General features: G+C 64.3%; 19 protein-coding genes. 6 read left to right on the top strand and 13 right to left on the bottom strand.

Translation table 11 applies throughout. From position 1 onward, the window contains the following. Positions 1-109: 109 nt before the first annotated feature. Both EPO50_RS03315 and EPO50_RS03310 read left to right on the top strand, forming a co-directional pair. Positions 110-1,165, top strand: a complete 1,056-nt coding sequence (locus EPO50_RS03315; RefSeq protein WP_296341228.1) for a glucose 1-dehydrogenase — start codon at positions 110-112, stop codon at positions 1,163-1,165. After that, positions 1,162-3,084, top strand: coding sequence for a glycoside hydrolase family 15 protein (locus tag EPO50_RS03310; protein WP_296341227.1), 1,923 nt, complete (start codon positions 1,162-1,164; stop codon positions 3,082-3,084). Before EPO50_RS03315 ends, EPO50_RS03310 begins: the two co-directional genes overlap by 4 nt. Here EPO50_RS03310 and gatB read toward each other — a convergent pair. Next, positions 3,050-4,498, bottom strand: coding sequence for an Asp-tRNA(Asn)/Glu-tRNA(Gln) amidotransferase subunit GatB (gene gatB, locus EPO50_RS03305; RefSeq protein ID WP_296341226.1), 1,449 nt, complete (start codon positions 4,496-4,498; stop codon positions 3,050-3,052). The genes EPO50_RS03310 and gatB overlap by 35 nt on opposite strands. A gap of 80 nt (positions 4,499-4,578) precedes the next feature. Here gatB and EPO50_RS03300 point away from each other — a divergent pair, with 80 nt between their 5' ends. Continuing rightward, positions 4,579-5,568, top strand: coding sequence for a tripartite tricarboxylate transporter substrate binding protein (locus EPO50_RS03300; RefSeq protein ID WP_296341225.1), 990 nt, complete (start codon positions 4,579-4,581; stop codon positions 5,566-5,568). A gap of 29 nt (positions 5,569-5,597) precedes the next feature. Here EPO50_RS03300 and EPO50_RS03295 read toward each other — a convergent pair whose 3' ends face one another. Then, on the bottom strand, positions 5,598-6,539 hold the full coding sequence (locus tag EPO50_RS03295; RefSeq protein ID WP_296341224.1) for an alpha/beta fold hydrolase: 942 nt from the start codon (positions 6,537-6,539) through the stop codon (positions 5,598-5,600). A gap of 81 nt (positions 6,540-6,620) precedes the next feature. Here EPO50_RS03295 and EPO50_RS03290 point away from each other — a divergent pair, with 81 nt between their 5' ends. Next, positions 6,621-6,968 carry a hypothetical protein gene (locus tag EPO50_RS03290; RefSeq protein ID WP_296341223.1) on the top strand — a complete coding sequence of 116 codons (348 nt, stop codon included), beginning with the start codon at positions 6,621-6,623 and terminating at the stop codon, positions 6,966-6,968. A 15-nt stretch (positions 6,969-6,983) separates the two neighbouring features. Here the strand turns inward: EPO50_RS03290 and EPO50_RS03285 are convergent, their stop codons facing one another. After that, on the bottom strand, positions 6,984-7,583 hold the full coding sequence (locus EPO50_RS03285) for a TetR/AcrR family transcriptional regulator (RefSeq protein WP_296341222.1): 600 nt from the start codon (positions 7,581-7,583) through the stop codon (positions 6,984-6,986). Between the two features lie 62 nt (positions 7,584-7,645). Here EPO50_RS03285 and EPO50_RS03280 point away from each other — a divergent pair, with 62 nt between their 5' ends. Further along, on the top strand, positions 7,646-8,890 hold the full coding sequence (locus EPO50_RS03280) for a cytochrome P450 (protein ID WP_296341221.1): 1,245 nt from the start codon (positions 7,646-7,648) through the stop codon (positions 8,888-8,890). Here the strand turns inward: EPO50_RS03280 and EPO50_RS03275 are convergent. The 10 genes from EPO50_RS03275 to EPO50_RS03230 form a co-directional block, all read right to left on the bottom strand. Continuing rightward, the gene (locus EPO50_RS03275; RefSeq protein ID WP_296341220.1) at positions 8,887-10,605 is read right to left on the bottom strand and encodes an amidohydrolase family protein; all 1,719 of its coding nucleotides are present in this window, start codon (positions 10,603-10,605) and stop codon (positions 8,887-8,889) included. The genes EPO50_RS03280 and EPO50_RS03275 overlap by 4 nt on opposite strands. Positions 10,606-10,726: 121 nt before the next feature. Beyond that, positions 10,727-11,488 (bottom strand): ROK family protein, encoded by a 762-nt coding sequence (locus tag EPO50_RS03270; protein WP_296341219.1) that lies wholly within the window; start codon positions 11,486-11,488, stop codon positions 10,727-10,729. 278 nt (positions 11,489-11,766) lie between these two features. Next, on the bottom strand, positions 11,767-14,940 hold the full coding sequence (locus EPO50_RS03265) for an efflux RND transporter permease subunit (RefSeq protein ID WP_296341218.1): 3,174 nt from the start codon (positions 14,938-14,940) through the stop codon (positions 11,767-11,769). A gap of 9 nt (positions 14,941-14,949) precedes the next feature. Beyond that, complete coding sequence (locus EPO50_RS03260; protein WP_296341217.1) at positions 14,950-16,140, bottom strand: efflux RND transporter periplasmic adaptor subunit; 1,191 nt, start codon at positions 16,138-16,140, stop codon at positions 14,950-14,952. A gap of 440 nt (positions 16,141-16,580) precedes the next feature. Then, positions 16,581-16,958, bottom strand: coding sequence for a VOC family protein (locus EPO50_RS03255; RefSeq protein WP_296341216.1), 378 nt, complete (start codon positions 16,956-16,958; stop codon positions 16,581-16,583). Between the two features lie 3 nt (positions 16,959-16,961). Further along, positions 16,962-17,576 (bottom strand): LysE family translocator, encoded by a 615-nt coding sequence (locus EPO50_RS03250; protein WP_296341215.1) that lies wholly within the window; start codon positions 17,574-17,576, stop codon positions 16,962-16,964. An 18-nt stretch (positions 17,577-17,594) separates the two neighbouring features. Further along, positions 17,595-18,578 carry a tripartite tricarboxylate transporter substrate binding protein gene (locus EPO50_RS03245; RefSeq protein WP_296341214.1) on the bottom strand — a complete coding sequence of 328 codons (984 nt, stop codon included), beginning with the start codon at positions 18,576-18,578 and terminating at the stop codon, positions 17,595-17,597. Between the two features lie 54 nt (positions 18,579-18,632). After that, positions 18,633-20,105: an Asp-tRNA(Asn)/Glu-tRNA(Gln) amidotransferase subunit GatA gene (gene gatA, locus EPO50_RS03240; RefSeq protein WP_296341213.1), complete on the bottom strand. Its 1,473-nt coding sequence runs from the start codon at positions 20,103-20,105 to the stop codon at positions 18,633-18,635. Between the two features lie 3 nt (positions 20,106-20,108). Continuing rightward, positions 20,109-20,426, bottom strand: a complete 318-nt coding sequence (gene gatC, locus EPO50_RS03235) for an Asp-tRNA(Asn)/Glu-tRNA(Gln) amidotransferase subunit GatC (RefSeq protein WP_020696249.1) — start codon at positions 20,424-20,426, stop codon at positions 20,109-20,111. An 86-nt stretch (positions 20,427-20,512) separates the two neighbouring features. Then, positions 20,513-23,038 carry a cation:proton antiporter gene (locus tag EPO50_RS03230; RefSeq protein ID WP_296341212.1) on the bottom strand — a complete coding sequence of 842 codons (2,526 nt, stop codon included), beginning with the start codon at positions 23,036-23,038 and terminating at the stop codon, positions 20,513-20,515. A 67-nt stretch (positions 23,039-23,105) separates the two neighbouring features. On the opposite strand from EPO50_RS03230, the gene EPO50_RS03225 reads away from it, so the two are divergent. Then, positions 23,106-23,873, top strand: a complete 768-nt coding sequence (locus EPO50_RS03225) for an alpha/beta hydrolase (protein ID WP_296341211.1) — start codon at positions 23,106-23,108, stop codon at positions 23,871-23,873. Positions 23,874-23,875: the final 2 nt, after the last annotated feature.

Here is a 23,875-nt window from a genome sequence, read left to right as displayed (position 1 = left end):
TCAGCAACGCCAGCACATACCTCGCCACCGGGTCGCAGGACGCAACCCTGCCATGGTGGTTGCGTTTTCGAAAGACGATCGAGAAGTCAGTGAACGCGGGGATCCAGCCGTGAAAGCCATCACCGTAGAGCCCGGGACGATCAATTCGCTCCGGCTCGAGGAATATGCCGACCCGATCAGCGATCCCATGCATCTGCTGGTGGAGACAATCGCTCTTGGCATCTGTGGTACCGACCGCGATATCGTCATGGGTCACTACGGCTGGGCGCCGCCCGGCACCTCACGTTTGGTGATCGGACATGAGTCGCTCGGCCGCGTTCTTGTCTCGCCGGAAGGCAGCGGCTTCTCCGCGGGCGATCTGGTCGTCGGCATCGTCCGTCGGCCCGATCCCGTGCCTTGTCCTGCATGCGGTGCCGGCGAATGGGACATGTGCCGGAACGGGCTCTACACCGAGCGCGGCATAAAGGCCGTCGACGGATATGGATCGCAGCTCTTCTCGGTGGAACCTGCCTACGCCGTGAAGGTCGCGCCGTCGCTGGGAGCACTCGGCGTGCTTCTCGAGCCGGCGAGCGTGCTCGCCAAGGCATGGGACCATATCGACCGGATCGGCCGACGCACTGCGAGTTGGAAGCCGCGGACCGCGCTCATCACCGGCGCCGGCCCCGTCGGATTGCTGGCCGCTCTCATGGCACATCAGCGCGGCCTGCAGACGCATGTGCTCGATCGCGCTGACAGGCCTCTCAAGACTGACCTGGTCCGCGCGCTCGGCGGCGTCTACCACGCCGACAAGCTGCCGCCGGACCTGCAGGTCGACATCGTCATCGAATGCACGGCCTCTTCACCGTTGATCCTGGATGCGCTGTGCCGGTCGGGCGGCAATGGCATCGTCTGCCTCACCGGCGTATCGAGCAGCGGGCGCACCGTTCCGTTCGACGTCGGCGCCTTCAACCGCACCGTGGTTCTGCAGAACGACGTTGTGTTTGGTTCGGTCAACGCCAACCGGCGACACTATGAGATGGGCGCGACGGCGCTTGTCGCCGCCGATCCTGCCTGGCTGGCCCGCCTCATCACGCGGCGCGTGCCGCTCACCCGCTGGCCGGAGGCGTTCGAACGCCATGACGGCGACATCAAGGTCGTCCTGCAGTTCGCACCCGATCCAACATGAGCGCATCTCTCGAAAGTTACGGGCTGATCGGCGATTGCCAGACAGCGGCCCTTGTCGGGATCGACGGTTCGGTCGACTGGCTGTGCTGGCCGAGGTTCGATTCGGAAGCCTGCTTTGCGGCGTTGCTCGGCACCCCCTCCAACGGACGCTGGCACATCGGACCGCAGTGCGTGGAACAGTCCGTATCGCGGCGCTACCGCCGCGGAACCTTGATTCTAGAGACGCGCTTCGAGACGCCGTCCGGAAGTGCCGTCCTCATCGACTTCATGCTGCCCCGCGGACGGGCGTCCGACCTCATCCGCATCGTCAAGGGTGAATCGGGCGAGGTCCCCATGTGCCTGGAACTGGTGTTGCGCTTCAACTATGGCGCCACTGTTCCCTGGGTCAGTCGTTTGAAGGACGGCACGCTGCGCGCCATCGCGGGACCAGACATGGCCGTCCTGCGCACACCGGCGCCGCTGCATGGCGAGGACTTCCGGACGGTCGGCGCCTTCACGATCATGGAAGGGCAAACCATTCCGTTCACGCTGAGCTATGGTCCGTCCCATTTGCCGGTACCACCGCCGTTCGATGCGGCGAAGGCGCTGCGCGATTGCGAAAAGTTCTGGTGCGACTGGATCGAGCGCGCCAACACGGCTGGTCCTCACGCCGATGCGATCCGTCGCTCGCTGATCACCTTGAAAGCGCTGACCTATGCGCCGAGCGGCGGCATCGTGGCGGCTCCGACAACATCACTGCCCGAAGAGGTGGGGGGCTCCCGCAACTGGGACTACCGCTTCTGCTGGATCCGGGATTCCACCCTCACCCTCCTCGCATTGATGAATGCCGGCCTCTATGAAGAAGCATCGGCGTGGCGCGACTGGCTGCAGCGTGCCGTCGCCGGCAGCCCTACGGACATGCAGATCATGTACGGCATCCTCGGCGAGCGGCGGCTCACCGAATGGCAGGTCGACTGGCTGCCGGGTTATCTCGGCTCCAAGCCGGTGCGAATTGGCAATGCGGCGCACCGGCAGTTCCAGCTCGACGTCTATGGCGAGCTGATGGATACCTTCGAGCAGGCACGCGAAGGCGGACTCAGCCCGACGGAGAGTGGCTGGGACCTGCAACTGGCGCTGACCGAGCATGTCGCACGATGCTGGGCGGAGCCGGACTACGGCATCTGGGAGACGCGAGGCCCGCGCCAGCACTTCACCTTCTCCAAGGTGATGGCCTGGGTGACCTTCGATCGGGCGATCAAGGCGGTCGAGCACCATGGCCTGCCCGGTCCCGTCGACGAGTGGCGTATGCTCCGCGCCCGTGTCCATGATCAGGTCTGCGAGCTGGGCTTCGATCCGCAACGGAACAGCTTTCGGTCCGCCTATGGCGAGACGACGCTCGATGCCAGCCTGTTGCTTCTGGCACAGGTCGGGTTCATCGCACCGACCGATCCACGATACGTCGGCACCGTCGAGGCGATAGAGCAGGATCTTTTGGTCGACGGTTTCGTCCGTCGCTACGACACGGAAAGCACCAACGACGGACTCGAGCCTGGAGAAGGCGTTTTCCTCGCTTGCAGCTTCTGGCTGGCCGATGCCTACATTGCCATCGGACGGCGCGCCGATGCGGAAACGTTGTTCGACCGGCTGCTGGCGTTGCGCAACGATCTCGGGCTGCTTGCGGAGGAATACGATACCGAGCGCCGGCAGCAGATCGGCAACTATCCGCAGGCCTTCTCCCACGTCGCGCTAATCAACACCGCGTTCAACCTGACGCGCGCCACCCATCCGGCAGAGCAGCGCGCCAAGGGCGACGTCTCCGACGTCCAGGCTCCCCGACCGCCGGGACCGCCAAAGCGGCCCCCCGGATCGAACGGCCGTGCCGTTCAGGACGCGAATGCCGCGAAGGTCAGGCGTCGAGCGCCTTCCTCAGGAGTTCGTTGACGACCTTGGGATTGGCCTTGCCGCCCGTCGCCTTCATTACTTGGCCGACGAACCAGCCAAACATGCTGGGCTTGGCCTTGTAGGCGGCGACGTTGTCGGGATTGGCCTCGATGACCGCCTTGATGGCGGCTTCGATGGGGCCGGTGTCGGTGACCTGCTTCAGGCCACGTTCTTCCACCAGCACAGCCGGATCCTTGCCCGTTTCCTCCATGGCGATGAACAGATCCTTGGCGATACGGCCAGAGATCGTGCCATCGGCCTGAAGGTCGAGAAGCTTGCCGAGGTGAGCCGCACTGATCGGCGAGTCGCTGATCCCGACGCCGCGCCGGTTCAGCATGGCAAAGAAATCGCCCGTCACCAGCTTGACGGCTTCCTTTCCGTCCCGGCCCTTGGCCACCGTCTCGAAGAACTCCGCCGTCTCCTTTTCCGCCACCAGCACGCCGGCATCGTAAGGCGTGAGGCTATAGTCCTTGGTGAAGCGTGCCTTCTTGGCGTCGGGCAGCTCCGGCAGGCTCGCCTTGATGGAGTCCACGAACTCCTGCTTCAGGTTGAGCGGCAGCAGGTCGGGATCGGGGAAGTAGCGATAGTCGTGCGCGTCTTCCTTGGAGCGCAGCGAGCGTGTCTCGCCGCGGCCCGGGTCGAACAGGCGGGTTTCCTGCACGATCTTGCCGCCGCCTTCGATCACCTCGATCTGGCGCCGCGCTTCGTACTCGATGGCCTGCTTCACGAAGCGGATCGAGTTTACGTTCTTGATCTCGCAGCGCGTGCCGAGCTCGCCACCCGGCCTGCGCACCGAGACGTTGACGTCGCAGCGCATGGAACCCTCGTCCATGTTGCCGTCGCAGGTGCCGAGATAGCGCACGATCGAGCGCAGCTTGGTGAGATAGGCGGCTGCCTCGTCCGAGTTGCGCATGTCGGGCTTGCTGACGATTTCCATCAGCGCCACGCCGGAGCGGTTCAGATCGACATAGGTCTGGCTCGGATGCTGGTCGTGCAGGCTCTTGCCGGCGTCCTGTTCGAGGTGCAGGCGCTCGATGCCGATCGTGCGGATCTTGCCGTCGGGCAGGTCGATCTCGACCACGCCCTCGCCGACGATCGGGTCCTTGTACTGCGAAATCTGATAGCCCGCCGGCAGGTCGGCATAGAAGTAGTTCTTGCGGTCGAATACCGAATGCAGATTGATCTTGGCATTCAGTCCCAGGCCGGTACGGACCGCCTGCTCCACGCAGCGCTCGTTGATCACGGGCAGCATGCCGGGCATGGCGGCGTCGACCAGCGACACCTGCGTGTTGGGATCGGCGCCGAACGTGGTCGGGGCGCCTGAAAAGAGCTTGGCGTCGGAGATCACCTGGGCGTGGACTTCCAGCCCGAGGACGATTTCCCACTCGCCGGATTCAGTTTTGATCAGTGACATAGGGGCTAAATAGGCACTTGCGTCGTACCTGTCCATGCTTAGGCTCCGGCCCCAACAAAGACAGCTACAGGGAGGTCTAAATGACCATCATCAACCGCCGTTTTCTCATGGTTGGTGCGGCCGCAGCGACGCTCGGCGCGCCAGCCCTTGCCGGGGCCCAGACCACCGGCACCGGTGACTGGCCCAAGGGCCAGATCAAGATCATCGTGCCCTTCCCGCCCGGCGGATCGACCGATCCGGTGGCGCGCATCATCCAGGCCAAACTCATCGAGAATACCGGCTGGAACATCATCATCGACAACAAGCCGGGCGGAACCGGCGCCGTCGGCTCGGCGATCGCCGCCAAATCGGCGCCGGACGGCCAGACCTGGATGTTGACCTTCGACAGTCACATCCTCAATCCGGCTTTCGCCCCGGGCCTGCCGTACAAGGACTCGGATCTCACCAACGTCATGCTGATCGGCCGCACGCCGCAAGCTCTCGCCGCGCATCCCGACCGGCCCTACAAGACCTTTGCTGAGGTCGTGGCCGACGCCAAGGCACGGCCGGGCAAGGTCAATGTCGGCGTGCTGGGCGCCAGCCAGGCGCTGGTGTTGATGACCCTCATCAAGAAAGAGAACAACGTCGATCTCAACCTGATCCCCTACAAGGGCGGCGGGCCTCTCACCCAGGATTTGCTGGGCGGCGTTACCGACATCGGCATTTCGAGCCTGACCTCGTTCAGCCCGCACATCCGTGCCAACAAGATCCGGCCCATCGGCGTCACGGGCGAGAAGCGGACACCTGCACTGCCCGAGACGCCGACGCTGATCGAACAGGGCATCAAGGGATTTCCGTCCTACTCCTGGTGGGGCGTCTACGCGCCCACTGGCACGCCGCGTCCGTTGATCGACCGAATGAATGCCGAGATCAAGAAAGCGGTTCAGGCGCCCGACGTCACCCAGAAGTTCCTCGAGCAGTTCAACATGGAAATCCTGACCAGCTCGCCGGAAGAATTCGCCGCCTACCAGAAGAGCGAACAGGAGCGCTGGTTCAAGGTCATCAAGGACAACGACATCAAGGGCGACTGAGGCTCTGATCAGGTAACGCGCTCGCCGCGTCAGACTCCCATCAGCGAGAACAGCGCCTTGCTGATCTCGCTGTCAGGTTGGCCGAGACGATCATCCTCCTGGAAGTGGTTGGCATTGAACGCAACGGTTCGGCTCGCAAGCCTGCCCATGCCCTGAAGCGCGTCCGCGAAGACACTCGACTGGCGCTTGAATTCGGGACTGTCCTCGTCGGCAGACGTGATGGCGATCGGACAGGCGACCTTGTCGAGGTGACGCATCGGACTGGCCGCCGCCTCCTCTTCCGGCGTGATGTGCAGGAACTTGCTGCGCGAGGAGAGCCGCACCGGATAGAGGTCGTACATGCCGCTCATGAGCAGGGCGCCTTTGATGGCATCGGCAGGCAGGCCGCGCTTGGTCCATTCGGTGATGAGAACGCAGCCCGCGAGATGCGCGCCCGATGAGTGGCCGGCAAGATAGACGCGCCTGGGATCGCCGCCGAAGCTCGCCGCATTGCGGACCGTCCATTCGAGCGCGAGGCGGCAGTTCTCGATCATCTCGGGCAGCCTGATAGTGTTCAGGCTACCGAAGTCCGGCGCCAGATAGGCAGCACCTCGCCCGACCAGGGCCGGAGCCGGAAACGAAGCATCCAGCCGGGAATTGCGCGTCCAGGCGCCACCATGAATGAAGACCACGACCGGCACGTCTTTCGCGCCCGGTGGAGTGAAAATATCGACGAGGTTCGTTTCGCTCCCACCGTAGCGCTCCGTCCGCGGTGGCATTCTCCGGCGCACTTCTGCGCTCTTCGTACCATCACCCGCCTCGAGCTCGGCCATCTGCGGCGCCCAGAAGGATTGATCGTAGGCCTTGTCGAGCTGTTCCTGGCTGTATTCCAGAAACACCGGCTTCGGTTGTGCGGAAGATGGCGCAACGACCGCGGAGCCGATGGCGCCACCAAGCGTGCCTGTGGCCGCCAGAAGATGTCGACGCCGCATAGTCCGCGCCTCCATGATTGTTCGCCAAGGACAGCAGCATGAGCGACGGCATCACGCAACCCACTCAGCAGAGGCACAGCCATGCCGAGATTGATCAGCATTCACGAGTATGAACTAAAGCCCGGCGTGTCCGGCGAGGCGTTCGAGCGAGCTACACGGGAGGCCGAGCGCCGCGGCCTGTTCGACCTTCCGGGTTTGGTCGGACATCACTTCCTGAGAGGATTGAAAGGCGCGCGACGCGGCGCCTACACCGCTATCTGGGTCTTCGAGAGCCGCGAGGCATGGGAGCGGCTTTGGGGAACGGTCGAGGCACCCGTGCGGGCCTCCGATTATCCGGAACACTGGAAGACCTGGGAGAACGACGTGTTGGCGCCGTTGTTAGAGCAAGATCCCGACACGATCCGTTTCACGAGCTACGAGGAAGTCTGACGCCAGGGCCAGCGCCTACTCCACCAGCTTCTGCAATTCACCGACCGCGCGGAAGAAGCTGTCGGCGGGCGTGGAGTCCGGGTCGATGAGGCGGTGCAGGCGGAAGCCATCCTCCAACGCCAACAACATGCTGCTGGCCCAAGCGGGATTGCGGACTTCACCGCCTGCCGTTTCCCGCGTCGTCGCCGTCACGATATCGGCCACCAGCTTGCGACGCGCGCGCAGACGTTGCGCAAGCTCGGGGCGGCGCTTCTCCGACCGCGCGACGAAGAGGATCAGTTCCATGTGCAGAAGCGGCGCACGGCCTAGTGGATCCTGGCGGCTGCGTTCGGTCGCGCGCAGGGCGGCGACGAAATCGGTGGGATTGAGATGGCGTTCCAGCAGCCGGCGATGATGCTGAAGCGAGCGCTCGACGTGATCCTCCAGCATGGCGACGATCAGATCGTCCTTGCTCTCGAAGTTCGAGTAGAAGGCGCCGCGCGTGAAGCCGGCGGCAGCCGCAATCATCTCGATGCTGGCTGCACCGATGCCGCGTTCCTCGAAGACCTGGGCCGCCGCTTCGAACAGCTTTTCCCGCGTATCGTCCCGGGTCGGACGCGTGCGCACTCTTGACATGCCTCGGAATTTAGCACATTGCAACTCGATACATAACTGTATCGAGTTGCAGCGAGGGTTCCATGACCATGCAAGCCAGCACTCAGACCAGTATCCAGAGTACCCAGCCGACCCTGGCCGACCGTTTCTTCGTCGAGGCGATGTCGCCCGCATTCCGCGAGGATCCCTACCCCTATTACGAACGCTTCCGCGGCCCCACGCCGTTGCTGCCGGTCGGCGAGACGATCTGGTTCGCGCTGGGTCATGCCGATGTGACGACGATGCTTCGCCATCCGAACCTCTCGACCGACGAATCGCATGCCGCCACCGAAGCCGAGCGCGTCGAGGAAGATCCCAACCGTTCGCGCAGCCTGCTGTTCATGGACCCGCCCGACCACACGCGGCTGCGCGGCCTGGTGGCGCGAGCCTTCACGCCGCGCCGCATCGATGAGCTGCGTGCCACGACCCAGGCGATCGCGACCGAACTGGTCGACGCCATGGCGGCAAAGACTGGACCTGTCGATCTCGTGCAGGCTTTTGCCTATCCCCTACCTGTCCGCGTGATCTGCGCCCTGCTCGGCGTCCCTCCCGAAGACGAGGCGCTGTTCACGAGCTGGTCGCGCGGTGTTGCACGCTCGGTCGATCCCTCGGTGTTGCGCACGCCGGCCATAGAAGCAGCCATCGAGGAGGCCCGCGCCAATCTCCGAGCCTATCTCGGCGATCTGCTGGCCGCGCGGCGACGCACGCCGGGCGACGATCTCGTCTCTGCGCTCGCTGCCGTCGACGCCGATGGCGACCGCATCACGTCGCGTGAGGTCGTGGCCCTGGTGCAGCTCCTGCTGGTTGCCGGACATGAGACCACCGTGAACCTGATCGGCAACGGAACCCTGGCGTTGCTGCGTAACCCCGAGCAGCTTGCCCTGCTACGCCGTTCGCCCGAACTGGTCGGTCCGGCGGTGGATGAGTTCCTGCGCTTCGACGGGCCGGTGCAGATCACCCAGAGGGTCGTCACCCGGGACATGACCGTCGTCGGCTGCCCGGTGAAGCGAGGCGACGAGATCATGCTAGTCCTGGGCGCCGCCAATCGCGACCCCGCGGCATTTCCTGACCCGCACAAATTGGACGTCACGCGTGATGCCCGCCGGCATGTCGGCTTCGGCGGCGGCATCCATCATTGTCTGGGCGCCGCGCTCGCCCGCATGGAAGGCCAGATCGCCTTCGCCACCCTGCTCGACCGCTTCCCGCGCCTCGAGCTGGCCGGCACGCCCGAGCGGCGGCCGACCTTCACTTTGCGTGGGCTGGAGACCCTGCCCGTCACTTTCGCTTAGGCAGCCTGCGGGCCGCGAACGAGCTTGCCCGGCAAGGCGCCCGTCGTCTCGCCGTCGCGATAGGTGACGGCGCCCGAGACGATGGTGGCGCGATAGCCGGTGGCGCGCTGCAGCAGGCGTTTGCCGCCGGCCGGCAGGTCCCACTTCATGATCGGTGCCTCGACCCGCAACCGGTCGAAGTCGATGACGTTGAGGTCGGCCTTCTTGCCGACCGCCACGACGCCGCGATCGTTGAGGCCGACGGCCTTGGCATTGTCCTGGGTGTGGCGCTTGACCAGCCATGACAGGTCGAGCTTGCCGCTCTTGCGGTCGCGGCCCCAATGCTGGAGCAGGTAGGTCGGATAGGAACCGTCGGAGATCAAGCCGACATGCGCACCGCCATCGCCCAGCCCGATCAACGTGTGCGGGCTCTGCATCATCTCGCTGCAGCAATCGAGGTTGAAGGCGGCGAAGTTGGCGAAGGGCGCGAAGATGAAGTTCTTGCCCTCGCCTTCGATCAGATAGTCGTAGACGACCTCGCGCGGATCGCGGTTCTCACGGCGCGCCCGGGCACCCAGCGAGCTTTCCTGGGCCGGCTCGTAGTCCGGCGGATCGCCCAGCGGGAACATGCGGTCGAAGTCGGTGAGACGCGCCGCCATCTCCGAGCGCAGCGGCTCGTTTGCCTCCTGCAGGACCTTCGCGCGGAACGCCGGGTCGCGCATGATCGCCAGGCGCTCGGCGACACTCTTGTGCTGGATCGCCTTGTAGGAAGCGCACATCGAGAACGGGATACGGCTGGCCTGCAGGCCCTGCAGCACGCCGATCGGTCGCGGCGCCACCTGCGCCTTGGCGCTATGGCCCTTGGCCGCCAGCCCTTCGACCAGGCCGAGAAGTCGGCGCCAACCCTCGGGCCGGGAATGGGCCTGTGCCAGCGACACTGAGAACGGCCGGCCCGACGCGGTGAGCAGCCGGTCGAGCATCTCGAATTCGCTCTCCGGGTTGGGCGTATTAAAGTCCGAGATGAACTCGATGACACCGCGGCCCGCATCCTTCATGCCGAGCGCGATGCCCAGAAGTTCGGCCTCCGAGGCCCGCAGCGACGGCGTCGGATCGCCCTTCACCGTGCGATGGTTGAGCGTGCGCGAGGTCGAGAAGCCCAGCGCGCCGGCGCGCATGGCTTCCGCCGTCAACGCCCGCATCTGTTCGACCTCGGCCGGCGTCGCCTCTTCGAGCTTGGCCGCCCGCTCGCCCATCACGAAGACGCGCAACGCACCGTGCGGAAGCTGGGCGCCGAGATCCATGTCGCGCGGCCTCGCCTCGAGCGCATCGAGATACTGGCCGAAGGATTCCCACGACCAGTTCAGGCCTTCGTCGAGCGCGGCGCCCGGAATGTCCTCGACGCCTTCCATCAGCTCGATCAGGCGCTGGCGATCCTCGACCTTCACCGGCGCGAAGCCGACGCCGCAATTGCCCATCACCGCCGTGGTGACGCCATGCCAGCTCGACGGCTGCAGATGTGAATCCCAGGTGGCCTGGCCGTCATAGTGAGTGTGGATGTCGACGAAGCCCGGCGTCACCAGCAGGCCCTTGGCGTCGATCTCCTCGGCGCCCTGCCCGCTCACCTTGCCAACGGCAGCGATCCTGCCGTCCTTGACCGCGATGTCCGCTTCCTTGATCGCCGCACCGGTGCCATCCGCCACGTTGCCGCCGCGCACCACAAGATCGTAATCCGCCATGTTCGTTTCTCCCGGGTTGTCGGGAGTTTACCGCAGCCGACCGGGCGGCGTCAGGCAGTGTAGCGCCGCTCGGGCCGCCCTGCGGACCTCGCATTTCGCCGACGGGGACACTCGAACTGCTTCAGCGTCCGGAAGACGCGGCGCGGCCACCGAGGGCGCCGCTCCAGACAGCTTCGTCCCACAAACGAATACCGCCCGTGATACCGGCATCGTTGGATGCGATGTGGACGTTATCCGGCAGGGTGACAGTGACCTTGGCAGCGTTTCCTCCGCCCAGATACAAAACGTCATAGTGCAGGAGGGCGTGGACGACCTTGATGACCTTGAGGACGCGTCTGTTCCATCTCCTGCTGCTGAGCGCAAGGCGCGCGGCGTTGCCGACATAGTCGTTATAGGTCTCGCCCTTGCCGATCGGGTGGTGCGCCAGCTCAAGGTGTGGCGTCAGCGTACCGTTGCTGAACACAGCGCTGCCGAGGCCCGTGCCGAGCGTCAGCACGACCTCGAGCCCTTGCCCCTTGATGATCCCCAGTCCCTGCACCTCGGCGTCATTGAGCAAGCGGACCGGCTTGCCGAAGCGGCGTGCCAGAGTGTTTGCCAGCGGAAAGTCACGCCAGGCTTTGCCTTTGAAGTGCGGAGCTGTGACGATCGCTCCGTCTCGCACGACGCCGGGAAAGCCGATGGAAATACGTTCGTAGGAGGTGAGAGCCGCCGTCAGCTTGGTGAGCGCTTCCACCAATATATCCGGCGTGCAGGGATTGGGCGTCGGCATGCGCACGTGCTTTTCCACCATCTTCCCCGATTCATCGAGGACCGAGGCTTTGAGCCCCGTGCCGCCGACGTCGATCGCCAGGGTTAGTGGCTGTTGGGTCGTGGATTCGCTCACCTGCTTTGCTCCTCGCAATCGACCGACGCCAACTCGAAGACATTGTAGCGCCATGCCCCAGGTCGATGAAGAGGCCCGGCTCGATCAAGCTGGCGCCGTCTCGGCAGTAGAGTTCGCTTCCCCCCCCATCGACGAGCCGAAACTGACGGCCGGCCAAGTCTGCTGGGGCGGAATCAACAACCAGGCACTGTCACGAAGCGCGTCAGTCTTCGTCAGTTCCGCCAGCAGCCTGCCGGATCAGACCCGGCTGGCATTGAAGGCGCAACCCGCTCCTTGCCCTACTCAGCGGGTGAATGATGGACGCGGGCTGTGGACTCGCCATGCTGAATCAACTTGCGTCCCGAGAGCTTGCGCAAGCCGACATAGAATACCGGCGTCAGGAACAGGCCGAACACAGTCACGCCGATCATGCCGGCGAACACGGTAATGCCGGTGGCCGAACGAACCTCGGCACCGGCGCCGTGCGAGAGCACGAGCGGAACCGTGCCGGCAATGAAGGCGACCGAGGTCATCACGATCGGACGCAGGCGCAGGCGGCAGGCCTCCAATGCTGCCTCAACGATGCCCTTACCCTGGAACTCCAGTTCGCGGGCAAACTCGACGATCAGGATCGCGTTCTTGCAGGCCAGCCCCATCAGCACGACCAGTCCTACCTGCACGAAGGTGTTGTTGTCGCCGCCGAACAGCTTCACGCCGGCCAAGGCCGAAAGAATGCACATCGGCACGATCAGGATCACCGCAAGCGGCAGCACCCAGCTCTCGTAGAGTGCGGCGAGCACCAGGAAGGCCAGCAGGATCGCCACCGGGAACACGAACAGGGCGGCATTGCCTTGCGTGGCTTCCTGAAAGCTGAGGTCGGTCCATTCGATGGCGATGCCGTTGGGCAGCACCGAACTCGCCAACCCCTCGATCAGGCGCATCGCCTGAGCCGACGACAGTGCGCCAGGTTCAGCCTCACCGATGAAATCGGCCGCCGGATAGCCGTTGTAGCGCAGCACCGGATCGGGACCGTAAGCCTCCCGGATCTTCACCATCGAGCCGATCGGCACCATCTCGCCACGCTCGTTGCGTGTCTTCAGGTTGGCGATGTCCTCGACTGTCTTGCGGAAGTTGCCGTCGGCCTGGGCGTAGACGCGCCAGGTACGCCCGAGCATGTTGAAGTCGTTGACATAGGCCGATCCGAGATAGACCTGCAGGGTGCTGAACAGCTCGGTCAGAGACACGCCCTGCGCCTTGGCCTTGACACGGTCGACCTCGATGTCGAGCTGAGGCACGTTGGACTGATAGCCCGAGAACGGAAAGCCCATGCCCGGCGCCGCCATGACCGCCCCCTGCAGGGCGGCGACCGCCTCCTGCAGCGCTCCATAGCCCAGGCCGGCGCGATCCTCGATGAACAGCGAGTAGCCGGCGCCCGTGCCCATGCCGTCGATCGGCGGCGGCATCATGACGAAGGCCATGCCTTCCTTGATCCCGGAGATCTTCGCCTGCATGTCGTCGGCGATCTCCTTGGCGCTGCGGGTCCGTTCGTTGAATGGCTTCAGGATCGGGAAGGCCACGGCATAGTTCGGCGTATTGGTGAACTGGATCGCGTTGAGGCCGGTCATCGCCACCACGTGCGCCACGCCGTCGGTGCCCAAGGCAATGTCCCTGAGCTTCTTCATCGCCGCGTCGGTGCGTTCGAGCGAGGCCCCTTCGGGCAGCTTGATGACAGCAATCAGGTAGAGCTTGTCCTGGACTGGAATGAAGCCGCGCGGCACGGCATTGAACATCGCACCGGTACCGACCAGCAGCAGTGCGTAGATCGCGAACACGATGCCGCGGCGCTTCAGGATGCGCGAGATCGAGCTCTGGTAGCTGTCAGAGCTGGCCTTGAAGAAGCGGTTGAACGGCCGGAACACCCAGCCGAACGCACCTTCGATGATCCGCGACAGCAGGTCCTTCGGGGCGCTGTGCGAGCGCAGGAGCTTGGCTGCCAATGCCGGCGACAAGGTGAGCGAGTTGATCGCCGAGATCACCGTCGAGATCGCAATCGTGACGGCGAATTGCTTGTAAAACTGCCCGGTCACGCCGCTCAGGAAGGCCATCGGCACGAACACGGCACACAGCACCAGCGCAATCGCCACGATGGGCCCGGAGACTTCCTTCATCGCCTGGTGTGCCGCATCGAGTGGCGAGAGGCCCTCCTCGATGTTGCGCTCGACATTCTCGACCACGACGATCGCGTCGTCGACGACGATGCCGATGGCGAGGACCAGACCGAACAGGGACAGCGTGTTGATCGAGAAGCCGAGCAGATAGAGCACGGCGAAGGTGCCGACGACCGATACCGGGACCGCGATCAACGGAATGATCGAGGCCCGCCACGTCTGCAGGAAGAGGATCACCACGAGTACGACGAGGATGATGGCTTCCAGCAGCGTGTTCACCACGGAGCGGATCGAATCGCGCACGAAGATCGTGCTGTCGTAATCCGAGCGGTAACTCACGCCGGGCGGAAAGCGCTTGGCCAGCTCGTCCATCTTCGCGATGACCCCATCGCGTGCCGCCAGCGCATTGGCGCCGGGGGCCTGGAAGACGCCGATGATGCCGGACGGATAGTCGTCGAGCTGACCGCGCAGGGTGTAGTCGTTGGCCCCCAGCTCGATCCTCGCTACATCGGCCAGGCGCACGACCTCGCCGTTGGCGCCGGTCTTGAGAATGACCTCGCCGAACTCCTCGGGTGTGCGCAATCGACCCTGCGCATTGATCGAGATCAGAAAGTCGCTGCCGCTGGCAATCGGCTCGGCACCGAGCTGGCCGGCCGACACCTGCAAGTTCTGCTCCCTCACCGCGAGCAGGACGTCATTGGCGGTCATGCCGCGCGAGGCGACCTTGTTCGGGTCGAGCCAGATGCGCATCGCATAGTCGCCGCCACCGAACAGCTGCACCTGGCCGACGCCAGGCAGGCGCGCCAGCTCGTCCTTGACCTTGGTGTTGACGTAGTTGCGCAGATAGAGCGGATCGTATCTGCCATCCGAGATCAGCGTGATCATCGTCAGGAAGCTCGGCGACTGCTTCTGCGTCGTCACGCCGAGGCTGACCGCTTCAGCCGGCAGGCGTGACAGAGCCTGATTGACCCTGTTCTGCACATCGACCTGGGCCATCCTGGGATCGGTGCCGGGGCGGAAGGTGATGGTCATCTGCAGCACGCCGTCGGAGCCCGCCACCGACTTCATGTACATCATGTTCTCGGCGCCGTTGATCTGCTCTTCGAGCGGCGCCGCCACCGTATCGGCGATGACTTTAGGGTTGGCACCGGGATAGGTCGCGCGCACGACCACCGTCGGCGGCACCACGTCCGGATATTCGCTGATGGGCAGCAGCGGAATCGCGATCAGGCCGGCGACAAAGATCACGATCGACAGGACCGCCGCGAAAATCGGGCGGTCGATGAAGAACTTCGAAAAATCCATGGTAGGTACTCAGTCGCCTCCGACCTTGGTGTCCACCGTCACCGCTTTCGACGGCTTGACCATCGGCACTTCGCTCGGCTTGACCGGCATGCCGGGCGCAAAAATCTTCTGCAGCCCGGCGACAATCACCTTGTCGCGGGGATCGAGACCCGACTGCACCACGCGCAAGCCCTCGATCGCACCACCGAGCACGATGTTCTTGCGCATGGCTTTACTTTCCGGACCGAGCACGTAGACGTACTTGCGGTCCTGATCGGTCATCACCGCCTTCTCGTCGATCAGCATGGCCTTGAACTCGCCACTGCCCTCGAGTTGGACACGTGCATACATGCCTGGCACGAAGACACGGTCCAGGTTGGGCACCACGGCGCGCATGGTGATCGTGCCGGTCGTGGAATCGACCTGATTGTTGACGAAGTTCACCGTGCCTTCATGCGGATGGCCCTCGTCGCCGGCCAGGCCGACTCGCACCGAATTGGCAGAAGCGGCGCGCTCGCCCTTGCGCGCCATGTCGCCGTAGCGCTGGAAAGTCTGCTCGTCCGGCTGGAAGTAGACGTAGACCGGATCCTGCGACACGACGCTGGTAAGCACGGTCTGGTCGGCCTGGATCAGGTTGCCTTGGGTCAGCATCGTGCGGCTGACCTTGCCGGCGATCGGCGAGCGCACCTCTGTGTAGTCGAGATTGAGCCTGGCCGTTTCCAGCGCCGCTTCGGCGGCACTCACTTCCGCATTGGCCTGGGCCAGCGATGTGCTGTTCCTGTCGAACTCGTTGCGCGAGATCGCGCCGGTTTTGATCAGCTGCTGCGAGCGCTGGTCCAATATGTCCGCAAGCCGGGCTGTGGCCTTGGCACGCTCGAGCTGCGCGGCGACGCTATCGAGAGCCGCCTTGTAAGGACGCCGATCGATGACGAACAGCAGGTCGCCCTCCTTGACCTCGTCGCCTTCCTTGAAAGCGACGCGGCTGAGGTAACCGCTCACGCGCGCGCGAATCTCGACAGCTTCGATCGCCGCGATTCGTCCGGTGAACTGATCCCACTGCCGCACCGGCTTCGACACGACGCTCGCGACATCGACCTCTGGAGGCGGTGGCGCTTGGCCGGCGGAAGGGCCGGACGCTGCAAGGACGATGCTGCCCGCGACGGCGGCAAAAACTAAAAACCCAAACCGCGTCAATGCGGGCATGGGGCGGCGAAACGACATGGCCGTCCTCATCAAGAATGCTGGCTTGCCAATTTTTGGAGATGCTTCGACTTTATTGTTAACCAATTGGTTTAGTCAACTTCAAACATCGATTGGGAGGGAGATCTGCCCAAGAGGAAGGCCCGGGCAGGCTGTCAGCGAAGTGGGCATTTCAAATGCCAGCGTCAAGCTTCCGGTCGAACATCACAGGTGAAGAACTTCTCGAATGCCCCGCTTTTCACAATGGCGATTCGACTCATTCTCCCTCGTCAACGTTGGGAGATAGGCCACGTGCATTGCCACAACGTTGCTTGCGCCTGAACAACGTTGACTACGTCACCCGCGCGTAACCAGTGATGATGTAACTGTCAGCAGTGCTAGCAATACGCGCAGAGTCGTTCACGCATGCGCGTGGTACCTTCGACGGCACATAACATGTTGGCGTTTTTGCCTGATCCGCCTCAATCGGCCAAGCCTGCCACGTTCTTCGCCGGCTCCCACAATTCGATCGGATTGCCTTCGGGATCGTGGATGCGGCAGAAGCGGCCGACTTCCGAGTCCCACTCCACTCGGGTTTCCACGGCGATACCGTCGGCCTTGAGTTTCGCCATCATCCCGTCGAGGTCGTCGACGCGGAAGTTGATCATCCATTGCTGCTCAGCACGGCCGAAGTACTCGGTGCCATGGGCAAACGGCGCGAAGATGGTACTGCCCGCCTGCTGGGCCCAGACGGATTTCTGAAAATCGTCGATGCCCAGATGTCTTTCGTACCAGGCGGCGAGCGCCTGCGGATCGCGTGCCCGAAAGAACACGCCTCCGATGCCAGTCACCTTCACCATGGCTCAACGCGACCGCGAGAAGGCGAGCCAGAGGCCGCCGCCGATCAGGAATCCGCCACTGACTTTCTCTAGGAAGGCAATCCGGCGCGCTGAGAAAACCCGACGCGCGCGGCCGGCGGCCAACGCGTAGATGCTGTCGCTGACCACCGCGACCGCCATCGCCGTCACGCCCATGATGAAGATCTGAAGGCCGAAGTCGCGCGCCGGATCGACGAACTGCGGAAAGAATGCGCCGAAGAACAGCAGGGTCTTGGGATTGCTGAGCGCCACCAGGGCGCCCTGCAGCAGGAAGCCGCCGCGCGGTGGCGCCGCCTCACCGTTTCCAAGCTCGCCGCCCGCGCCGCGGATCATCTTCCAGCCCAGCCAGACGAGATAAGCCGCACCGGCGAGGCGTAGCCAGTCGAACCAATGGCCCATCGCCTCGACCAGAGAGGTGAGACCGACACCCACGATCAGCAGCATCACCGCCAGACCCAGCTGCGTACCGGCGACGCTCAGCAGGCCCGCCCGCGTGCCATGCTTCAAGCTGTTGGCGATGGTGAGTGTCACCGTGGGTCCGGGCACCAGCACCAGGATCACGCAGGCAGCCAGATAAGCGGCATAGAGTTCAGGCGACATCGCGAACCTCAACGGAGCTCATTCAAGAGTGATCTTGTTGTCGCGTACGACCTTACCCCATTTGTCGACTTCCGCCTTCACGAAGGCGGCGTACTTGTCACTTGCCTCTCCGCCCGGCTCGGCGCCCTGCTGGAACCAGATGTTCTTGATGTCGGGCGCTTCGAACACCTTGGCGGTTTCGCTCTGGAGCTTCGCGACCACCTCGCGCGGCGTGCCCGCTGGCGCCCACAGCCCGTACCAGGAGAGCGACTCGAAATCGGGCACACCGCCTTCGGCTGCCGTCGGGATGTCGGGAAAGGCCGGTGAACGCGTGCGCGCGAAAACCGCCAAGGCCCGCACCGTGCCACCGCGAATGTGGCTGGCAGCACTGCCCAACCCTTCGAACACTGCGCTGACCTCCCCATTGATCAGTGCCGCCGTCGCCGGGCCCGAGCCCTTGTAAGGGACGTGGACCATCTGAGCGCCCGTCCTGGTGTTGAATATCTCGCCCGCGAGATGGCGCGTGGTGCCAAGGCCCGAGGAGCCATAGTCGACCTTGCCGGGGTTGGCCTTGCAGTAGGCAATGAACTCGGGAAGCGTCTTCGCCGGCACCTTGGGATTCACGACAAGAACGTTCGGCACGTAGGCCATGCCGGTGACCGGAATCAGGTCCTTGTCGAGATCATAGGACAGCTTCTTGTAGGCGCTGACCGCCACCGTGTGGTGTACGGCGCCGACCAGGAACGTGTAGCCGTCAGGCTGTGCCCGGGCGACGACGGCCGCACCGACAGTGCCACCGGCGCCAGCGCGATTGTCGATGATCACCTGCTGGCCGATCAGCTGCGCCAGCTTCGCCGCAAACGGCCGCGCGAACGTATCGGTGCCACCACCCGGTGCGAACGGCACGACGAGCGTGACGGTTTTGGTTGGCCATGCCTGAGCCTTGACCGTCATCACAGGCAAGGCGGCCGACAAGCCGGCCGCCAGCAGCGTGCGGCGCTTCACACCATTATTGTTGTGCATGTTCGCTATCCTCCCTTCTCAGGAGGATAGCGCCCGGGACGCGCTACTCCAGCGTTAGTAGCCGGTCGCCCGCACAGTGAAAGCGGCCGCTTTCTCGAGCGCCGCCGCGGCGCGCAGCATCGTCACCTCGTCGAAGGCGCGGCCGATCAGCTGCAGGCCGAGCGGCAGGCCGTCCTTGTCGAGGCCGGCCGGCACCGAAATGCCGGGCAGGCCCGCCATCGAAGCAGGGATGGTGAACACGTCGTTGAGATACATGGCCACCGGATCGTCCATCTTGTCGCCGGCCGCAAAAGCCGCCGTCGGCGCCGTCGGCGTCAGCAGCACGTCGCACGTCTCGAAGGCCTGCTTGAAGTCGCGTGCGATCAGGGTGCGGATCCGCTGCGCCTTCTTGTAGTAGGCGTCGTAGTAACCGGCCGAGAGCACGTAAGTGCCGATCAGGATGCGTCGCCGCGTTTCCTTGCCGAAGCCCGCGCCACGCGTGTTCTGGTACATCTCGGGCAGATCCTTGCCCGGCACCCGCAGGCCGAAGCGCACGCCGTCATAGCGGGCGAGGTTCGACGAACACTCGGCCGGCGCCACGATGTAGTAGGCCGGCAAGGCGTACTTGCTGTGCGGCAGCGAGACCTCGACCGGCTCGGCGCCGGCCGCTTTCAGCATCTCCACGCCCTTGGCCCAGAGCGCCACGATCTCCTCGGACGTGCCGTCGACCCGATACTCCTTCGGAATGCCGACCTTCAGGCCCTTGATGTTGGGATCGCGCGCCGCGGCGGCGAAGTCGGGCACCGGCAATGGCGCCGAGGTCGAGTCCTTGGGATCGTGGCCCGCCATCGCCTGCAGCATCAGCGCCGCATCCTCGACGGTGCGTGTGAATGGACCGGGCTGGTCGAGCGAGCTGGCGAAAGCCACGACGCCCCATCGCGAGCAGCGGCCATAGGTCGGCTTCAGGCCGACGATGCCGCAGAACGCCGCCGGCTGGCGGATCGAGCCACCGGTATCGGTGCCCGTGCTGCCCGGCACCATGTAGGCCGCCACAGCCGCCGCCGAGCCACCGGAGGAGCCGCCCGGCACGAGCTTGCGGTTGTCGCCCTTGCGCTTCCACGGATTCTCGACGCCACCGAAATGGCTGGTCATGTTTGAGGAGCCCATGGCGAACTCGTCGAGGTTGGTCTTGCCAACCATGACCGCGCCCGACTTCCAGAGGTTGGACGTCACGGTGCTTTCATAAGTCGGCACGAAGCCCTTGAGGATGTTCGAAGCGGCCGTCGTCTCGACGCCCTCGGTGCAGAAGAGATCCTTGATCGCCAGTGGCACGCCTTCGAGCAGACCCGCCTCGCCCTTGACGCGGCGCGCGTCAGAAGCCTTGGCCATCTCCCGCGCCTTCTCGGGCGTCTCGGTGATGAAGGCATTGAGCGCACGATGCTCGTCGAGCTTCTTCAGGTGAGCATCGGTCACCTCGACGGCACTCGCCTCTTTCTTGGCGAGCGTGGCAGCGAGCTGGGCAATCGTGAGGTCGGTGAGAACAGCCATCGCCTACTCCACCACTTTCGGCACGGTGAAGAAGCCGCCGGCATTCTTGTCCGACGGATCGATATAGACGGCACCACCCGGCGCGTTAGCCAGGACCTTGGCGGCGATTCCGCCATCGGTCACCTTGTCCGCGCGCATCGGCAGGGTCACGTCCGAGACCGACGACAGCGGCTCGACGTTATTGGTGTCGACTTCGTTCAGTTGCTCGATCCAGGCAAGAATGCCCGAGAGTTCGCCGGCGAGCGGCGCCAGCTCCTCGTCGGGAACCTTTAGACGGGCGAGCCGCGCAATGCGCGCCACCGTGTCCTTGTCGAGCGACATGCAAGCACTCCGAAACCACGTTTTAGGCGCGGTTGGTAGCCGTTTTGGCCTGTCCTAGCAACCAATTGGCTGCCCTTGGCCAGGCCTCAGGACGCAGCCTGGGTCGCGCTGCTGGTCTCAGCGTCGCGTCGCGCTGCCACCGCCTCGATCTCGACCCGCACTTCGGGCCGGCGGGCCAGAAGCTGGTTGAAGTCCTTGCGGTAGAGAACGAGCAGATGGCAATAGCCGTTGGCAATGACGTCGGCATTGCGCGGCTGGGAGCTGAGCAGACCCATTTCACCGAAGAAGTCGCCCTCCTTCAACGTCACCGTCACGGTGCGGGTGTGCACGGTGACCTCGCCAGCAGCCACGAAATACATGGCATTAGGCGGGCCACCGACCGCGATGATCTTCTCGCGCGGCAATGCCACCAGAGCGCGCAGGCGCTTGCTCACGGCGACGATGGCTTCGCGGTCGAGCGAGGCGAACAGCGACACGCGGCCGATCATGTTCGCCAGTTCGAGACCCAGGTCGAGAGGCGGCCGTTGGCTGATGGCGCCGCGCCGGCTGGAAAGCTGCTCCCTGAGATCGTCGTAAACTTCTCGGCTGATGATGCCCTCGCGCAGGCGGCGCGCGTATTCCGCTGATTCGAAGCGGATGGCGGCGCGTTCGAGCTGACGCGCCTCGACGGCTTCGAAGTAGCCGGGATACTGCAGCGAGAGTGCCCGCAAGGCGCCGTCCACCGCCTTCTGGCGATTGCCGATCACCTCGGCCAGAGCGGCCTCCGCATCGGCGCCAAGAAGATCGGAGATCGAATTCACGTTGAAGGCTGCCAGTTCACTCAACACGCTGCCCGACACCATCAGCACTTCAAAGCGATCGGCCAGCCGGTCCGTCAGCATGCGCTCCAGGCCGAAACGGCGGTGCAGCCACAGCGCCAGTCGGAAACCGCGGTCGGGCTGCGAGACTTCCTCGACCCATTCCTCGTAGCCCTCGACCCCTTTGTCGCGAACCGTATCGATCAGGCGATCGGCGCGGGCCGCCAGCATCGCGACCATGCGGCGCGACAGGATCTGCTGCTCGAATTGTTCGAGATAGAGTTCCTTCTCGTGCGTCGAGAGCGTCACCAGACCGATCTTGACCCGCTCGTCGAGGGGCAGCGCCAGATCATCCGGCATCGCCTCGACCTCGACTTCGCCGGCGGATGCCGGATCGGCGACGATCAACTCGGACCGTGCATTGTGCTGACGGATGATCTGATGCAGGTGCCGGGTGACATTGACTCGCGACAACGCGAGCACGCGATCACGCATCGCCAGCTCGAGGCGGCTGAGCTTGTCGAGCCCGAGCAAATGCATCACCAAGCCGAGCGTCGTGGCATTCACGAACAGAGTGAAAAGCACGAAGAGCACGGCCGAAAGCGCGATGAAGTCGCGAATATTCTCGGGCAACCGCTCGTCGCCTGCCGCCACCATGGCCAGAACGATCGTCACGGCGCCCCGCAGACCGCCCCAGACGAGAATCGCCTTGTACTGTTTGTTCACCGGCTGAACGAGCTTCACGGCTTCGAGCATCGGCAGCATGCCGAACACGACGAGCGCGCGCGCCGTGAAGGCGCCGACGGCCACAGCCAACACGGCCCAGACATAGAGCCAGGTGATCTTCAGCAGCACGTTGGCCGCCAGCATCGAAGCCAAGACGAAGATGAGGCAGTTCGCCCAGAATTCGAGCTGAGCCCAGACCTGGCGCAGGGATGCCCATTGCCGGGGGTGAAGATGGGTCGGCCCGTAGGCAGCCACGGTGAGCGCCGCCATCACAACCGAGACGACACCGGAAACGTGCAGGTAGCGGTCGGCAACGACGAAGCAGAGATAGGTAAGGCTCACTGTCACCGAAGCGATCGCGGCATCCGATTCCCCCAGCCGTGCCAGGATCACCATGGCCGCACGGGCCATCGCGAAGCCGAATACCAGACCACCCACGAACTCGCGCAGGAAGACGCCGAGGGCGCTCGTCGGATCGCCCTCGGCGACGACGGCGGCCGGATCGGCGACGGACCGCGATGCCAGGATGCCGATGAACAGACCGAAGGCTGCGATGGCGACGGCGTCGTTCAGGAGCGATTCGCCCTCGGCCAGGATCGAAAGCCGCTTCGGCGCGCCGACATCGCGGAAGATGCCGATGACGGCCGCCGGATCGGTGGTCGAGACCACGGCGCCCAACAGCAGGCAAACCACGATATCCATCCCGGTCGCGAAGTGCACAACGCCTGCAACGCACGCGATACAAACCAGCACCGCCACGATGGCCAGGAGAAGCACCGCATGGATCTCATCCATCAGGCGCCTCACGTCGATCGTCAGACCAGCGGTGAATAGCAGCGGTGGTAGAAACAGTGGCAGGAAGACATCCGTACCGACTTCGAGCTTGTCGAGGCCCACGAAGGCAGCCCCCAGCGCGCCCAACTTGATGTCGCTCGCGATGATCCAGGAGCCGAGAAAACCCAGGCCCATGCCGGCGATGGCCAGCAGCACGGTGTGCGGCAACCTGAAGCGCTCGGCCAGCGGCACCAGGATGCTGACCACCATCAACACCATCGCGATCGCCAACAAGGCATAATGCGTGTCGGTCACTGAGCCAATCACCTGCTACAGGTTCCGCCCGTCGACCCGGGCCGGTGCACGCCTTATAACCTCCACGATGGCCCGACTGGCAATCCTGATTCACGGCATGTGGGGGACTTCCGACGTCTGGCGGAACTGGCGGACGTTTCTCGAGGCCCGCGGTTGGCAGACGCTTGCCCCGTCGCTGCGCCACCATGAGGCTCCGCCCGAGCAGCCGCCAGCGGCGCTGGGCGCGACCAGCCTGTGCGATTACGTGGCTGATCTCGAAGCCGTCATCCGGGATCTGCCGGAGAAGCCCGTCATCATCGGCCACTCGATGGGCGGCCTGGTGGCTCTTCTTCTCTGCGCCAAAGGGCTCGCCAAGGCAGGCGTGTTGCTGACCCCTGCTCCACCTTCCGGCGTGTTTCCCATCAGGTTGTCGAACCTCATGGCCTTCGCCCGCATTCAGGCGCGATGGGCCTGGTGGCGCAAGCCACATCGCGCAACACTTGGCGAAGCGCAGGCCTATACCTTCAATACGACAGACCCGACCGAAGGCGCGGCAACGCACGCAACCTTCGTCCATGAGTCCGGGCGCGCCCTGTTCGAGATCGCCCTACCCTGGCTCGACAGCACCAAGGCGGCCCATGTCGACCCGCGGCGCGTCACCGTGCCCCTGCTGTTCGTCGCCGCCCGGCAGGACAAGCTCGTGCCGCCGGATGTCGTCCGTCGCACGGCAAAGCGCTATGCGCATGTGTCGGAATATCTCGAATACGATAAGCAGGGCCATTGGGTCCTGGGTCAACCCGGCTGGGAGCGCGTCGCCGAACAGGCCGAAGCCTGGCTCGCCGCCAAAGCAGGTTAGCG

Origin of the sequence: Reyranella sp. (assembly GCF_004297405.1) — a bacterium.
GTDB lineage: Bacteria > Pseudomonadota > Alphaproteobacteria > Reyranellales > Reyranellaceae > Reyranella.
The sequence above is the reverse complement of the archived record's forward strand: the minus strand, read 5'-3'. Positions and strand labels throughout refer to the sequence as shown.